At 50.0% G+C, this 15,829-nt stretch carries 18 protein-coding genes; 2 read left to right on the forward strand and 16 right to left on the reverse strand.

The window, feature by feature from the left end; genetic code table 11:
• Positions 1 to 8 precede the first annotated feature (8 nt).
• The 14 genes from lepA to GY634_RS06825 all read right to left on the reverse strand — a co-directional run bounded on the left by lepA (position 9) and on the right by GY634_RS06825 (position 12,562).
• The gene (lepA, locus tag GY634_RS06760) at positions 9 to 1,802 is read right to left on the reverse strand and encodes a translation elongation factor 4 (RefSeq protein WP_166407775.1); all 1,794 of its coding nucleotides are present in this window, start codon (positions 1,800 to 1,802) and stop codon (positions 9 to 11) included.
• Positions 1,803 to 1,936: 134 nt separating this feature from the next.
• Positions 1,937 to 3,436, reverse strand: a complete 1,500-nt coding sequence (locus tag GY634_RS06765; protein WP_166407776.1) for a DegQ family serine endoprotease — start codon at positions 3,434 to 3,436, stop codon at positions 1,937 to 1,939.
• Positions 3,437 to 3,456: 20 nt separating this feature from the next.
• Positions 3,457 to 4,500: a MucB/RseB C-terminal domain-containing protein gene (locus GY634_RS06770; protein ID WP_166407777.1), complete on the reverse strand. Its 1,044-nt coding sequence runs from the start codon at positions 4,498 to 4,500 to the stop codon at positions 3,457 to 3,459.
• Positions 4,500 to 5,000, reverse strand: coding sequence for a sigma-E factor negative regulatory protein (locus GY634_RS06775; protein WP_166407778.1), 501 nt, complete (start codon positions 4,998 to 5,000; stop codon positions 4,500 to 4,502). The genes GY634_RS06770 and GY634_RS06775 overlap by 1 nt, the downstream gene beginning before the upstream one ends.
• 12 nt (positions 5,001 to 5,012) lie before the next feature.
• Complete coding sequence (gene rpoE / locus GY634_RS06780; protein ID WP_166407779.1) at positions 5,013 to 5,615, reverse strand: RNA polymerase sigma factor RpoE; 603 nt, start codon at positions 5,613 to 5,615, stop codon at positions 5,013 to 5,015.
• Positions 5,612 to 6,007: a hypothetical protein gene (locus GY634_RS06785; protein WP_166407780.1), complete on the reverse strand. Its 396-nt coding sequence runs from the start codon at positions 6,005 to 6,007 to the stop codon at positions 5,612 to 5,614. The genes rpoE and GY634_RS06785 overlap by 4 nt, the downstream gene beginning before the upstream one ends.
• 100 nt (positions 6,008 to 6,107) lie before the next feature.
• A complete protein-coding gene (gene fabF, locus GY634_RS06790; protein WP_166407781.1) occupies positions 6,108 to 7,340 on the reverse strand; it encodes a beta-ketoacyl-ACP synthase II in 1,233 nt (410 codons plus the stop codon).
• A 147-nt stretch (positions 7,341 to 7,487) separates the two neighbouring features.
• The gene (acpP, locus tag GY634_RS06795; protein WP_135861708.1) at positions 7,488 to 7,727 is read right to left on the reverse strand and encodes an acyl carrier protein; all 240 of its coding nucleotides are present in this window, start codon (positions 7,725 to 7,727) and stop codon (positions 7,488 to 7,490) included.
• A gap of 187 nt (positions 7,728 to 7,914) precedes the next feature.
• Positions 7,915 to 8,655 carry a 3-oxoacyl-ACP reductase FabG gene (gene fabG, locus GY634_RS06800; protein WP_166407782.1) on the reverse strand — a complete coding sequence of 247 codons (741 nt, stop codon included), beginning with the start codon at positions 8,653 to 8,655 and terminating at the stop codon, positions 7,915 to 7,917.
• 3 nt (positions 8,656 to 8,658) lie between these two features.
• Positions 8,659 to 9,591, reverse strand: coding sequence for an ACP S-malonyltransferase (gene fabD, locus GY634_RS06805; protein WP_166407783.1), 933 nt, complete (start codon positions 9,589 to 9,591; stop codon positions 8,659 to 8,661).
• Positions 9,592 to 9,666: 75 nt separating this feature from the next.
• Complete coding sequence (locus tag GY634_RS06810) at positions 9,667 to 10,641, reverse strand: beta-ketoacyl-ACP synthase III (protein WP_166407784.1); 975 nt, start codon at positions 10,639 to 10,641, stop codon at positions 9,667 to 9,669.
• Between the two features lie 21 nt (positions 10,642 to 10,662).
• Complete coding sequence (gene plsX, locus GY634_RS06815; RefSeq protein WP_166407785.1) at positions 10,663 to 11,745, reverse strand: phosphate acyltransferase PlsX; 1,083 nt, start codon at positions 11,743 to 11,745, stop codon at positions 10,663 to 10,665.
• 41 nt (positions 11,746 to 11,786) lie between these two features.
• Positions 11,787 to 11,969 (reverse strand): 50S ribosomal protein L32, encoded by a 183-nt coding sequence (gene rpmF, locus GY634_RS06820; RefSeq protein ID WP_166407786.1) that lies wholly within the window; start codon positions 11,967 to 11,969, stop codon positions 11,787 to 11,789.
• 74 nt (positions 11,970 to 12,043) lie between these two features.
• Positions 12,044 to 12,562 carry a YceD family protein gene (locus GY634_RS06825; protein ID WP_166407787.1) on the reverse strand — a complete coding sequence of 173 codons (519 nt, stop codon included), beginning with the start codon at positions 12,560 to 12,562 and terminating at the stop codon, positions 12,044 to 12,046.
• Positions 12,563 to 12,696: 134 nt separating this feature from the next.
• Here GY634_RS06825 and GY634_RS06830 point away from each other — a divergent pair, with 134 nt between their 5' ends.
• Both GY634_RS06830 and GY634_RS06835 read left to right on the forward strand, forming a co-directional pair.
• Positions 12,697 to 13,236, forward strand: coding sequence for a Maf family protein (locus tag GY634_RS06830; RefSeq protein WP_242683630.1), 540 nt, complete (start codon positions 12,697 to 12,699; stop codon positions 13,234 to 13,236).
• 14 nt (positions 13,237 to 13,250) lie between these two features.
• Positions 13,251 to 13,967 carry an SAM-dependent methyltransferase gene (locus GY634_RS06835; RefSeq protein WP_166407851.1) on the forward strand — a complete coding sequence of 239 codons (717 nt, stop codon included), beginning with the start codon at positions 13,251 to 13,253 and terminating at the stop codon, positions 13,965 to 13,967.
• A 14-nt stretch (positions 13,968 to 13,981) separates the two neighbouring features.
• Here GY634_RS06835 and GY634_RS06840 read toward each other — a convergent pair whose 3' ends face one another.
• Together GY634_RS06840 and GY634_RS06845 are read right to left on the reverse strand one after the other, a co-directional pair.
• Positions 13,982 to 14,635, reverse strand: coding sequence for an HAD family hydrolase (locus tag GY634_RS06840; protein WP_166407789.1), 654 nt, complete (start codon positions 14,633 to 14,635; stop codon positions 13,982 to 13,984).
• On the reverse strand, positions 14,632 to 15,600 hold the full coding sequence (locus tag GY634_RS06845) for an RluA family pseudouridine synthase (protein WP_166407790.1): 969 nt from the start codon (positions 15,598 to 15,600) through the stop codon (positions 14,632 to 14,634). Before GY634_RS06845 ends, GY634_RS06840 begins: the two co-directional genes overlap by 4 nt.
• Between the last annotated feature and the right edge of the window lie 229 nt (positions 15,601 to 15,829).

Consider the following 15,829-nt stretch of genomic DNA (forward strand, 5'->3'; position numbering starts at 1 on the left):
TTTGTCTGTTACTTTTCGTCAACTTGCAAAATAGCCAAAAACGCCTCTTGAGGAATTTCTACGTTCCCCACTTGTTTCATACGTTTCTTACCGGCTTTCTGTTTCTCTAGCAGTTTTTTCTTACGAGAAATATCACCACCATAACACTTGGCCAATACGTTCTTACGCAAGGCTTTCACGTTTTCACGGGAAATAATGTCAGCACCAATAGCGGCTTGAATCGCAATATCAAACATTTGGCGAGGGATAAGGCTGCGCATCTTAGACACAACTTCACGCCCGCGGAAACGCGCATTGGCTCGGTGCACAATGACCGACAATGCATCGACTCGGTCGCCGTTGATCAGCACGTCTACCTTCACCACATCGGCAGAACGGTACTCGATGAACTCATAGTCCATGGACGCATAGCCACGCGAAACCGATTTCAACTTATCAAAGAAGTCCAAAACAATTTCGGCCAACGGCATTTCGTACACCAAGCTTACTTGGCGGCCTAAATACGTCATGTTTTTCTGTACGCCACGTTTGGCATTACAGAGCGTCATCACTGGACCCACGTAGTCTTGTGGCATCAATAGTGACACCTCAACAATAGGCTCTCGTATATCGGCAATGTGGCCGACCTCGGGCATACGTGATGGGCTTTCAATCATCAAGATTTCGCCATCGTTACGCTGCACTTCATACACTACCGATGGTGCCGTAGTGATGATGTCCATGTCGAACTCACGCTCTAAGCGCTCTTGCACAATTTCCATGTGCAAAAGCCCCAAGAAGCCACATCGGAAGCCAAAGCCCAAGGCTTGGGAAACTTCTGGTTCGAACATCAACGATGCATCGTTTAACTTCAGCTTTTCCAGCGAATCACGCAACTGATCGTATTCACTACTTTCTACCGGGTACAAGCCAGCAAAAACCTGAGGTTTCACTTCCACAAAACCAGGCAGTGGTTCGCTAGCAGGCTTAGCAGCATGAGTAACCGTGTCACCCACTTTGGCATGCTCTAGCTCTTTCATGCCCGTAATAATGAAACCCACTTCCCCCGCGGACAATACATCACGCGGTGTGGATTTTGGCGTAAACACACCAATTTGGTCTGCGTTGTGCGTGGCTGCGGTAGACATCAGCAGCACCTTATCCTTTTGTCTGAGTTGGCCGTTCACAATACGAACCAACATCACCACACCCACGTAGTTATCAAACCAGGAGTCAATGATCAGTGCTTGCAACGGTGCATTCGGATCGCCTTGCGGTGCAGGAACCTTGTTCACCACCGCTTCTAAAATATCCTCAATGCCCATACCTGTTTTAGCACTGGCTGGTATAGCTTCTGACGCATCAATACCGATCACGTCTTCTATTTCTTGACGAGCGGCTTCTGGATCTGCCGAAGGCAAATCCATTTTATTCAATACAGGAATTACTTCTAACTCTTGCTCCAGCGCGGTATAGCAGGTTGCTACCGTTTGCGCTTCCACACCTTGTGAAGCGTCAACCACTAACAATGCACCTTCACACGCGGACAGCGAGCGGGAAACTTCATACGAGAAGTCTACGTGCCCGGGGGTATCAATCAGATTCAGATTGTAGACCTTGCCGTCTCTAGCTTTGTAGTGCAAGGCAGCCGTCTGGGCTTTGATCGTAATCCCCCGCTCACGTTCAATATCCATGGAGTCCAAAACTTGTGTGGACATTTCACGATCTTCCAGGCCACCACAACGTTGGATCAGTCTATCTGCCAACGTGGATTTACCGTGATCGATGTGAGCAATAATGGAGAAGTTGCGAATATGGTCCATAGGCCCAAAAACAAAAAAACAGCGGTTAAAGAAATGCTGCCTGAAATAGAAGATGACCTTATTTCATGGCAAAAAAGAGGGGCGCTCCGGGCGCCCCCATCTGCATAACAGTTATTTTACCTTTTTACGGCACATTATTCTTCTGGCGTGATTAACAGCCATTGAGAGTTGCTGCCACGCACCACCAACACAGCGGCAGCCTTGTCTTTAGGCAAGCCTTTTACCACTTTGTTGTATTGCGAAGGGCTATCAATATCTTGGTCGTTGATGCGCATAATCACATCACCTTCCATGATACCCGTTTCAGCCGCTGCACCCGAAGCTTCTGCCACAAGCACACCGGCTTCTACACCCATCTGCTCAGCTTCCGCTTTGCTCATGGCTTTTACACTCATGCCCAAACGGTCGACATTGCTAGGGGCTGGAGCACTGGTATCGTTGCTTTCTGGCGCACCAGGAATCTCTTCTACGGTTGCTTTCAGGGTAACGAGTTTACCTTTACGCCATACTTCTACTGGCACTTCAGTACCCGGTTTCACTGCACCCACCGTACGAGGCAAGTCGCTCATGTGCTCAACGCGTCTGTCACCGAACTTCAAGATCACGTCACCTGAACGAATACCGGCTTTCGCTGCTGGGCCATCAGGCTCTACCGCGCTGACCAATGCACCTTTAGCATCTTCTAGACCCAATGCTTTGGCCACAGCTTCATCCACCTGAGTAATCTGTACGCCAATGCGGCCACGCGTCACTTTGCCATGCTCTTTCAGTTGCGCTACTACCTGCATGACTTCATCAATAGGAATAGCCAACGAAATACCCATGAAACCACCGCTACGGGAAACGATCTGGGAGTTCATCCCAACCACTTCACCGCTCAAGTTGAGCAATGGGCCGCCCGAGTTACCAGGGTTCACTGCCACATCCGTTTGGATGAACGGCAAGTAATCACCTGTATCACGGTTAATCGCACTCACCACACCCACCGTCACGGTGGAGTCCAAACCAAAAGGCGAACCAATGGCCACTACCCATTGACCTTTCTTCAAGGCACCAGGATCACCGATTTCTAGAGGCGGCAACGACTTAGCATCAATTTTAATCAAGGCTACATCGGTACGCTCATCGCGACCTACTATCGTCGCTTTGTATTCTTTACCGTCGGTTAGCGTTACAAAAATGTCATTGGCATCAGCCACTACGTGGTTGTTGGTCAGAACATAACCATCGTCCGAGATAATAAAACCCGACCCCACACCACGAGGCACTACACGTTCGCGCTGTTGTGGCGGTACAGCCTGTTGGGGGCCACGTTGACGTGGTGCTGCTCCAGGAGGCGCACCGGGAGGTGCCATATCAGGACCAAAGAACCAGCGGAACAAATCGTAAGGGTCGCCCTCTGCACCACCGCCCTGATACACAGGCACAACCTCAGTGGTACGAATATTCACAACAGACTTCTCTGTTTTCTCTACAATCCCTGAAAAATCAGGCAGGGTTACCGTAGGTACAGGTCTAGACTCCTCGGCCTGAGCGAACACTTGCGGCGTCACTAACGCCACGGCCAGCCCAGTTGCCACAGCAGCCAAAGGAGCTGCCAATTTTTGGTATCCAGAACGAATGACTTGCATCATTAACTCCTATAGCATGAGCGTCAATTTTTTTTGTTAAATGGCACATATTCCACGTTTGCTGCCAAATCGCGCAATGTACTCAACGGAACCTCTCCCGTCGCCGTGACCCAATACTCGGCCACTTGCGTACGGTACAAATTCATACTTCCACGGCTAGAGCCCTGATCCGCTTGCATATACGAACCATGATTGCTCACAGGCTCAATAAAAACGGAAATAGCCGCCAACCCATCTGACATCACCAATTGCACTACTTTCCGTGTGGCTCGCATAGAGCGCACTACCTGTGTCACAGGTTCAAAACCGTTAGGGTATGGAATTGCCCAACCCTCTGACACCAAGTCCACATCTTCCATGTACGCATTTAGCGTACGCCAGCCATCAGTATTAAATGCCGAATCTAAGCCTGACATAGGCACACGATTGTCATAGGCAATGTTGGCGAATGCGATTTGATTAATCACCTCGCCATTGGCATTTAAGGTCTCGGCCTGCAACAGAAGTGAGTTGGCGATATCGGCACAAAATCGATAACCATAGCGCAGCGCATCTTTGGGAAGCAGCTCATAAACACGGCACTCACGGCCAGCAATACGCTGCACCTCGTCCATGACACTGGCTGAGTAATAGTTCTGCACATTGTCTATAGCGGTAAGCAAAATAGCAGGGAAACGATCTGGTCTACGCTTCTCAACAACGATCAGCTTACGTTCAGGCACAAGACATAAAACCTCATCGTTATGTCTCAAGTACTCGCGCGGTGTGCCATCTAATAGCTCCAACCGCTCACGCTCACCCGTACCATCTACCCTATGCACAACGTTAATGGCCTGTGTAGAACCATCTTGCGTATAGGTAACTATCCCCGCGTAATCCAAATCGCGAGCTGCCTGCTGAATTTCCTGCAAAAAGAGGAAACTTTCAGGTACAGAGGAGTCCTGAATCAACGTTGCATGTGCCGCCTGTGGCAAAAACGATAGCCCCAGCACGGCTGAGCACAGCAGCACGCCAAAGCCTCGTGCTCCACGTCCCGATTTGGCAGCAAAAACCCAGTCCCTCACCATTACTGCAATGCTCCTTGATCATAGGACACCTGACGCACCGGTCCTAAACCAGACATATCCCGATGCGCGTCTAAGTAATCCCACCAGACATCGTCTGCAGCAATGGCCAATACTGGCTCTGAAGGGGTATCACTCAAAATGCCTGTGGTAGGGGTAGCTACCCATGCCACAGCTGCTACGGCAGCCGCCGCGGCCAAACTGGAAAGCCCTACACTCACTGACCTTTTCATGCGTTTATGCTGAGGAGCAAAAACGATGGGCTCTTCATCAATGGCCTTAGAAAGACGTGCATAAAACTTATCCGAAGGTGACAGGGCTAGCTCTTCGCTGCGCAACACATCACCAATCAAGTGATAGGTATCCCAGATCTGGCGCCCATAAGGCGTATCCAGTTCATCAGCGCGAACCTCTCCCTCGCCGTCCACCCAAGAAGAAACCGTGGCTTCCCAACTCGCCGTTTCTGTCTCTTCTGTAATGATCAACTGTGAATTCTTCACCATGACGTATTCCTTCTACCAACCTCGATCTGTACTACCCGCTTCCCGCACCGGGCGCAACTCAGTAGCAATTGCTTCTCGGGCACGGAAAATCCGTGAACGCACCGTACCAATTGGACAGCCCATTGTTTGAGCAATATCCTCATAGCTCATGCCTTCTATCTCACGCAAGACAATGGCAGTACGCAATTCTTCAGGTAAGGCTGCAATGGCTGCATTCACCGTCTCTACAACCTGCTTGCTTACCATTTCAGACTCAGGGGTGCTGATGTCTGTTAGGTTATCAATTTGGTCAAAAGTTTCACCTTCATCATTTTCTGTAGGATTAATTAACAAAGGTCTACGATTGGCCGAAGCCTGCCAGTTACGTGCCGTATTAATAGCAATACGGTAAAGCCACGTATAAAAGGCGCTCTCGCCTCTAAATTGGGCTAGCGCTCTATAGGCTTTAATAAATGTTTCCTGCGTCACATCTTCCACTTCAGCAGGGTCACGTACCATTCGCGACAACAAACGCATAATGCGACGCTGGTACTTCAGTACCAACAAATCAAAAGCACGTTTATCGCCTTTTTGTACCCGCTTAACTAGATCTGCATCGACATCACGCTCACTCATGTCGCTTCCTTTGCTGTCGCTACTTGGCTAGTAAGCAAGTCACGATTCAGTCGTTTTTGTAAAGCGCGCCATAGTTCGGGATTACAGGTAGAACGCCAAACGCTGAAACAGCCACGTTCTTTTTTTGCATCGCACTTATTCAGAGAAAAACTCAATACTATCCACCACGGTGTTCGCCATACATACTGCAGGGTACCAACACAGAACTCTGCGCGGTGTGCTTGCAGTAGCCGTAACTGCCACTGCCCGCCCTGCCACCCCATTTCTACTATATGGGCATCATTTTGATGCACACAATAGCCATATCCCCCAGCAGCAACCAATAACGCTGCCACTAGGGCATACTCTACCGCAGCATATTGGGTGACAACAGGGAATACACAAAGGGACACAAAAACAGGCAACAAAAAAACCGAGCACCACACCCAGACAGGCGTCTGGAGTGTAATAGCTCGGGTTTTAGAAAGAACCGACGCTGCCCGTGGCACAGTGTTAGGCGTGACGCTTCACAATCATCGAGCCATTGGTTCCACCGAAACCAAAGGAGTTCGACAAAGCAACATCGATCTTCATGTCTCGCGCCACATTCGCGCAGTAATCCAGATCACATGCAGGATCTTGATTAAAGATATTGATAGTAGGCGGAGAAATCTGGTTGTACACAGCCAGGGTTGTGAATACCGCTTCAATCCCACCAGCAGCACCTAATAGGTGACCGGTCATGGACTTAGTGGAGTTCACTACTAGTTTTTTAGCGTGGTCGCCAAAAGCCAGCTTAATTGCTTCACTTTCGTTAAGGTCGCCCAGCGGAGTAGAAGTACCGTGAGCATTCACGTAATCTACCGCAGAAGCATCCAAACCGGCATTGCGCAGTGCATTCAACATGCCGCGTTTAGGGCCGTCTTTATCGGGAGTAGTGATGTGATGAGCATCAGAGCTCATGCCATAACCAACAAACTCACCGTAAATACGTGCGCCACGACGACGAGCGTGTTCATACTCTTCTAGTACCAACACACCAGCACCTTCACCCAACACGAAACCATCACGGTCACGATCCCAAGGACGTGACGCTGTAGTTGGATCGTCATTGCGTGTAGACAAAGCACGCATCGCTGCAAAGCCACCAATACCCAATGGAGATACTGTGGACTCAGCACCACCAGCAACCATCACATCTGCGTCGCCGTATTCAATTAAACGCGCCGCATCACCAATGGAATGCAAACCTGTTGTACATGCCGACACTACCGCATAGCTTGGGCCTTTTGCGCCCAAGATGATGGATAGCTGACCGGAGATCAGGTTAATCAAAGAACCTGGCACAAAGAACGGAGAAATCCGTCGTGCACCACGCTCTAAGTAATCTTTTTGTGTATCTTCAATGCGGGGTAAGCCACCGATTCCGGAGCTCACGATAATACCGATACGATCGGCGTTTTCCTCGCTAAGCTCTAACCCGGAGTCTTTCCATGCCTGCATACCTGCTGCCACACCATAATGGATAAAAGTATCCATCTGCTTGGCTTCTTTAGCAGTCATGTATTCGGTAACGTCAAAATTCTTAACTTCACCAGCAATCTGAGCATTAATTTCGGATGCATCAAAACGGCTAATGCGCCCAATACCGGAACGACCGTTAGTGATGTTATCCCATGCAGTAGCAATATCGTTGCCGACCGGGGAAACAATGCCCAGTCCAGTAATCACGACACGTCGCTTCACGGATGACTCCTAAAAACAAAAAAAGCGGTCTGGCCAGAACATCAATGATGTTCTGAGCTGGTTACCAGTACAGAACTGCTCAGCGATGTCCGCCAAAAACCGCCTAGCGGGGCAAGCAGAAATCTGCTCACACCCCTTGATTGTAAATTACTGCTTGCTGTTAGCGTTGATGTAGTCAACAGCTTGCTGAACCGTCGTGATTTTCTCAGCTTCTTCGTCTGGGATTTCGGTTTCGAATTCATCTTCGAGCGCCATCACGAGCTCGACCATGTCGAGCGAGTCGGCACCGAGGTCGTCAAGAAAAGAAGATTCGTTCTTGATCTCGGCTTCGTTAACGCCAAGTTGTTCAGCGACTATCTTCTTGACGCGCTGTTCGATGCTTTCCATGCGGATTCTCCAATTGGGGGATTGCTACCCACGAATTATAGTCAAACACTATGTAAATGTGGGTGTAGGCTATGATAAAAAAATGGCAGCATTAGTAGTGAATAATCAAAATACAGCTTCGATATCTACCAATACGCCCCTTACAAATCAAATAATTTTACCTTAGAACTGAGAACTTCCAAGCTCTTTACATGTACATTCCGCCATTTACATGGATTGTAGTCCCTGTAATGTAGGCAGCATGCGGGCTAGCAAGGAAACTCACAGCGTGGGCAATATCTTCTGGAGCACCTAAACGGCCCAGAGGAATTTGGCTACGCAATGCGTCAGTTTGTGTTTCACTCAGCACTTTAGTCATATCGGTCTCAATGAAACCTGGCGCTACGCAATTCACCGTAATATTACGACTGCCAAGCTCCCTTGCCAAGGCTCGGGACATTCCTGCCACACCTGCTTTAGCTGCAGCATAATTTGCTTGACCTGCGTTGCCAGAGTAACCCACTACCGACGTGATATTGATGATGCGACCCCAGCGCGCTTTGACCATAGGTTTGATCACTGCACGACTCAAGCGAAATACCGCTTTCAGGTTGGTGTCCATCACCACATCGTAATCTTCATCTTTCATGCGCATTGTGAGGTTATCACGCGTAATACCGGCGTTATTCACCAGAATATGCGGACCACCATACTGCTCAGTAAGTTCAGCAATCAATGCTTCACATGCCTGCGCATCATTCACATCCAGCACCACACCACGGCCACCAGCAGCAGCCAAGTTGTCGCTAATCGTTTTTGCACCAGCTTCAGAGGTGGCGGTACCAATCACAATGGCACCTTGAGCTTGCAACTGTTCAGCAATCGCTTTACCCAAGCCACGTGTCGCACCAGTAACCAACGCTACTTTGGACTCTAACAATGCACTCATGATTTATCCTTTTAATGTCGCAATGGCTTGAGCCAGCGAATCGGGGTCGTTCACAGACAGCACTTCCAGATCACGATCAATACGTTTGATCAGACCAGCCAGCACCTTACCTGGACCGCATTCCACCACATGGGTAATACCCATGGCTTTCATTTTCTGAATAGTTTCTACCCAACGCACGGCATGCCATGCCTGGCGCACCAATGCTGAGCGTATATCTTGTACATCAGCTGGCTCTGCCACATCAACGTTGTTGATAACAGGAACAACAGGCGCATGCATCACCACATCAGCCAACGCACCCTCAAGCACATTAGCCGCAGGCTCTAACAAACTGGAATGAAACGGGGCAGAAACTGGCAGCAACAAGGCGCGTTTAGCACCCTTAGCTTTAGCCAACTCACACGCACGCTCTACCGCTGCTTTGTGACCCGCGATCACAACTTGGGCAGGAGCATTAAAGTTAACCGCTTCCACAACTTCGGACTGACCTGCCTCTGCACACACAGCGCGCACAGTATCGTCATCCAAGCCCAAAATAGCTGCCATCGCACCCACACCTACAGGCACAGCGTCTTGCATAGCATTAGCACGCACACGTACAAGACGTACAGCATCCGCCAAGCCAAACACACCCGCCGCAGCCAGCGCAGAGTACTCACCTAAACTATGACCTGCCATTACCGCAGGCACTGGACCACCTTCTTCTACCCATGCTTTGTACATAGCCAGAGAGGCACTAAGCATGGCAGGCTGAGTATTGGTGGTCAGATTCAAATCTTCTGCTGGACCTTCTGCAATCAAGGCGCTTAAGGACTGCCCCAAGGCTTGATCCGCTTCTGCCATCACAGCTTGAACCGCAGCGTTATCACGCCAAGCGTCCAGCATGCCCACAGTCTGCGAACCTTGTCCAGGAAAAACTAAAGCAAATTTCATAGTTGTTTGTCGTAGAGAGTAGTTATTCATTGCGCGAGCCTTCGTGACAAAGCGCTCGCGCATCTTATTATAGGTTTACATGCGTACCAGCACGGAACCCCATGTAAAACCACCGCCCACGCCTTGCAGCAAGGCAAGCTTACCTGGCACCAGGCGGCCATCTTTACGGGCCTGATCCAAGGCCAACGGTACACTGGCAGCAGACGTGTTGGCGTGCTTATCCAGTGTCACAACTATTTTGTCATCCGACACACCTAACTTACGGCCTAAGAAGCTCAATATACGCAAGTTTGCTTGGTGCGGAATCATGTAATCAATGTCGTCCAACGACACACCTGCCTCGTCGCACACTTGGTGCGCAGACTGCGTTAACGCATTGACTGCAAATTTAAATACCGCTTGCCCATCCATACGCAGGAATGGATCGCCCACAACTTCACCGTAGGACACATTACCTGCCGCACTCAAAATAGGCATCTTAGTACCATCAGCATGCAATTTTGCACCAATGATACCCGGCTCTTCACTGGCGCTTAACACTACCGCACCGGCACCATCGCCGAACAACACGCAAGTACTGCGATCGTTCCAGTCCAGGATACTAGAGAAAGTTTCTGCACCAATAACCAATACATTTTTTGCACGACCCGCCTTGATGTATACCTCAGCAGTCGTCAATGCATACACAAAGCCACTGCATACTGCCTGCACATCAAACGCAGCCGCATTTGTAGCTTGAATATTGGCTTGCACCAGACATGCGGTGCTAGGAAATACAAAATCAGGCGTGGAGGTAGCCAACACGATCAGATCGATTTCAGAGGCTTGAGCCCCAGCATCTTCTAATGCAGCTTTTGCTGCCAGTGTCGCCAACTCACTTGTTTTCACGCCCCGCTCAGCCAAGTGACGCTGCTGTATACCTGTACGCTCACGTATCCACTGATCGGATGTTTCCACGCCACGGGTAGCCAGATCGGCCGCCAAATCGTCGTTGGAAACCACCTTGGGCGGCAGATAGCTACCTGACCCAACTATTTTGGCATAGGGCATATACATAAATTCCTGAATACGTTACTGAGGACTTAACGTAGATGAGTGTACATCAATAACTGGCTCATCCATCTTGTCTTCACCATGACACTGTAGACGAGCAATTGCTGCTGTCGTCCCTTCTAACAAGCCGTTTTTCACAGCCTGACGTGCCCGTTCTAACGCATAACCATAAGCATAAGCATCTGCTGAGCCATGGCTTTTAATAACAATGCCGCGCAAGCCTAGCAAGGCAGCACCATTATATTGTCGGTTATCGACGCGTTTACCCAAACGCTTCAATACCGGTTTGGCAACTAGACCTGCAGTCATGCTCAGCGCATCACGCGTAAATTCTTCACGCAACATACTGGCTACCATTTTAGCCAGTCCTTCCATAGACTTCAGAACCACATTCCCAACAAAACCATCGCAAACTACGATATCTACACTACCTTTACAGATATCGTCACCTTCCACGTTACCTTGGAAGTTCAGTCCACTATGGCGTAACAACTCTGCCGCTTGTTTCACGACATCGTTGCCTTTAATAACTTCTTCACCGATATTTAATAGCCCCACAGTTGGACGCTCACGTCCATCTACCGCAGCGACCAGTGCTGTACCCATGATGGCAAATTGCAATAAGTGTTCTGCACTGCAGTCCACATTAGCGCCCAGATCCAGCACAGTCGTTGCCCCACCCTTTAAATTCGGGATAGGCGCGGCTATAGCTGGTCTATCAATACCATCTAGTGTTTTAAGTACGTATCGGCTAATTGCCATCCATGCGCCGGTATTACCCGCAGAAATACAGGCACCAGCCAAACCGTCTTTAACAGCTTGAGCCGCCACACGCATGGAGGAATCTTTTTTACGACGTAAAGCCACCTCTACAGAGTCATCCATAGTGACAACTTCTGAAGCAGGCAGGATTTGATACCAGTCATCCGACCGGTTACCTTCCGCGGCAAGCTGCGCCAAAATAGCGTCAGCGTCACCCACGAGCAGGCAGAGAGTATCCGAGTGCCGTTGCGAAAACTGCATGGCAGCAGGAATAGTTACAGGTAACCCTGCATCCCCGCCCATGCAGTCAATGGCGATACGTATTGTTTTTTGTGACATCAAGCGCGCAAACTAGTGATTGCGAAGCACTCAACAACGCATTAATCGTCGTTTTTAGTAGTCAAAACTTTGCGACCACGGTATACGCCGTTAGGGCTGATGTGGTGGCGCAGGTGCATTTCACCAGTAGTTGGCTCGATAGCCGTTGCTGGCCCAGTCAACGAATCGTGTGAACGACGCATGCCACGACGTGAAGGGCTCTTTTTGTTTTGCTGAACAGCCATGATGACTCCTGTGTACAGGGCAAACCATAAAAAAGGCGGCCTACCCTACAAATAAATAAATACAAAAAAATGAGCTAAGACTTTTTAAGCTTGCCCAACACTGCAAACGGATTGGGTTTTTCTGTTTCCAGAACCAGCTCATCCTCTACAGACAAAGCTTTGGGTAAAGACGGGCAACTATCGTGGCGCGGTATATAAGGCAACGCCAAAATAACTTCGTCTTCAATCAATCCAAACAAATCCAGATTCCGTGACGCTAAGACACGATCCAGTGCCTCTACATCATCTTCATCTTCATCCAGTTCATCTTCTGTTTCCACCACTTCAAAAATGGTGTCCACGACTACTGGATATTCGTAATCTTGCAGACAACGCTGACACTGCAACACCATAAAACCATCCACTTTTAAGCGAATGAAACGGCGTTCAGTAGTGTCTACACTACCCGAAGCAGACCAATTAAACACCTGGCCCCGCTGCGGCACAAGCCCTTCGATGGCGCGAGCAAGCTTTTCTTCAGCCAACTGCCCCGTTCTAGTCTCGTGTTGTTGTGTAAATGTAAAGGTATCCAGAAGGTATTGCTCGGTACTCACAATGGCCTCCGGCATTCCAATAGTAAGGAAAACGTTAGATAATACAGTGCGTAGAGCAGAACCGTCAAACTTTTCACACCAAAAAACCACTTATGCGTCTGATTCTGGCATCCAGTTCACCCTATAGGCGCGAGATGCTTCAACGACTCGCCCTGAACTTCGATATTATCGCACCAAACATTGATGAAACGCCACTATCAGGCGAGCTACCTGATGCACTGGCATTACGCCTTGCGCAGGAAAAAGCGCTAGCCGTTGCCCAGCAACAGGCTGACGCCGTTGTGATTGGCTGTGACCAAGTTGCGACGCTAGGCCACTTACCCATAGGCAAAGCGGGCTCGCACGATAAAGCCTTTGTCCAACTGCAACAATTAAGCGGGCAAACCATCGTATTCCACAGCGCCCTGTGCGTTGTGTACCGCGACACCGTACTGATTGATAGCGTGCCCACTCATTGTCGCTTCCGCACACTTAGCGACGACGAAATCACCTATTACCTACACCACGACCAGCCTTACGATACAGCTGGCAGCGCCAAAGCCGAAAGCTTAGGCATAGCTTTAATGGATAGCATGCAATCCGACGACCCTACTGCCATTATTGGTTTACCGCTTATACGGCTTAATCAATTCTTGCGCCAAGTAGGCATCAACCCTCTTAACCCCACACGCTAACTTACTGGGAACTTATTGTGACTACAGGTCAACTTCACCTCATCCCCGTCGGTTTAGGCGACAGCCCCATAGAAAACTGGCTGCCGGCTCAAACCCAGCAGCTTGCACAATCGCTCACTCTCTATATTGCCGAGAACGCCAAAACGGCACGTGCTTTTTTGAAACAAGTAGGCACCAATACACCTATTCAGGAAATCACCATTCACACGCTGGACAAACATGGCACCTCTGCCCAGCAAATTCGTGAATGGCTAGCCCCTTTAAAAGAGGGCCAGCATATAGGTTTGGTTTCCGAAGCTGGCTGCCCTGCCGTGGCCGACCCGGGCGCTGTAGTAGTTGCCGCTGCTCACGCCATGAATATTGAGGTGGTCCCACACGTAGGCCCCTCGTCCATACTACTTAGCCTTATGGCCAGCGGCTTAGATGGACAGCAGTTTGCCTTTCACGGCTACCCACCCGTCAATGCCGCCGAACGCAGCAAAACCCTAAAAGACTGGGAAGCCAATTCACGCAAACACCACCAAACACAGTTGTTTATTGAAACGCCCTACCGCAACGAAGCCCTGTTTAGCGCGCTACTTAGCACTTTACACCCCACAACGCGCTTATGCATTGCACGGGCACTCACCACAGCCGATCAGTGGATTTGCACAAGAACCGTAGCGCAATGGGCCAAAGCCAGCCCACCCGAGTTCAACAAACAACCCACAATCTTTTTATTTCTAGCCTAACTAACCAGTAACGCTTAGATACGCGCTAGCAGCAAATCACGCATGGCGGCTACTTTATCCACTTGAAAGGTAGGCGCCGATTTGCTGAGCGTGTCGGGGTCATGCGCCCCATAGCTTACAGCCAAGCTATCCATACCGGCATTTTGCGCCATGTGCACGTCATGCGTGGTATCACCCACCATAATCACCTGATCAACAGGCAATTGCATCTCTTCCAGCAACTCATGCAACATTTGCGGATGAGGCTTGCTTTGCGTCTCATCAGCACAACGTGTGCCGAAAAAATACTTATCCAACCCCACATTCACTAACAATCTATCCAAGCCCGGACGACTTTTACCCGTCGCCACCGCCAGCAACACATCTCGCTCTTTGAGCTCGTCCATCATGCTCTGCATACCATCAAACAGCTTTAGCTGTAGGTCACGCTGGAAAAAATGGTGGCGATAACGCTCGATAAAGTCAGGCATTTGATCCGCATTCAAGTCGGGAACCACACGGTACAACGCCGCCTCTAGCGACAAGCCAATCACCCAACTAGCAATTGCACCGCTAGGCACGGGCAAGCCCAAATCTGCGCTTGCCAACTGTATAGCCGTCACGATGGCGTGCGTAGAGTCCATCACCGTACCATCCCAATCAAACACTACTGCGCGGTACTGCTTCATGCTTCTTTCTCCAAAACTTTCATGATCGCCAAACACTCAGGTGGCAATGGCGCCTCGAGTTTGAGCAACTCTCCAGACACGGGATGCGCCATCTCCACACGCCCCGCATGCAGAAACATGCGCTTAAAGCCCAATCTAGAAAAGTGCTCACGCACTTCATCGCGTCCATACTTATCGTCACCCACCAACGGGAAGCCCTCGTTAGCCAAGTGCACACGAATCTGATGCGTACGCCCGGTACGCAAATCAGCCTCAACCAAACTATAGCGCCCAAAGCGTTTCAACAAATTGACAATGGTGTGCGACGGCTTACCTTCTGGGTCTACACGCACACGCCGCTCACCCGACGCCGTCATCCAACGCAATAGCGGTTCACGCAAGTGTTGCCTATCGTTCACCCAATCACCCGTCACTAAGGCTTGGTAATATTTTCTTACCACGCCTTCGCGGAACATGTCGTGCAAACGCACCAGCGCTTTACGGTTCTTAGCAATCACTAACAAACCAGAGGTATCGCGGTCCAGCCTGTGCGCCAGTTCTAGCATGCGCTCTTCTGGCCTAGCAGAACGCAACTGCTCAATCACCCCAAACGACACACCACTGCCGCCATGCACCGCCACACCCTCGGGCTTGTCGATGACCAAAATATCGCGATCTTCATACACGATAGGAAACACAGCCGGTGGCACAGCACGGGGCGCATCGGGTTGTGGCAAACGCATAGGCGGCACGCGCAACACATCGCCTGCTTCTAACCTGTACTCACTACTGACTCGCCCTTTATTCACACGCACCTGGCCGCTGCGTATGGCGCGATAAATATGGCTTTTAGGAACACCCTTGCAAAGGCGCAGCAAATAATTATCAACGCGCTGCCCTGCTTCCTCCGCCTCTATTTCCACGAAACGTACCGCTACAACACCTTTTTCACTATCTAATGGTTTGCTCATGCACAAAAGAGGCATATAATCGCCTCAGCCTATGAAAACTGTGACACCGTCATACGTAGAGATGCAAAGGGTGCGTCTCCGTTGACGACAAAGGTCTAATTGTACTGCCTTAGTGCCAGTTTTCGGGGTCATTTAGTCGCCGGGGCAAGCTCACTGTTCCAGCAAGCAGAGAACTGCATGGTCAACATGACTGCTTGAGTCCCGCGTGCGGCACTGAATTATCTGCGAAAAGTCGTCGCTCTTT

This window comes from Paenalcaligenes suwonensis (assembly GCF_011290505.1).
GTDB lineage: Bacteria > Pseudomonadota > Gammaproteobacteria > Burkholderiales > Burkholderiaceae_B > Paenalcaligenes > Paenalcaligenes suwonensis.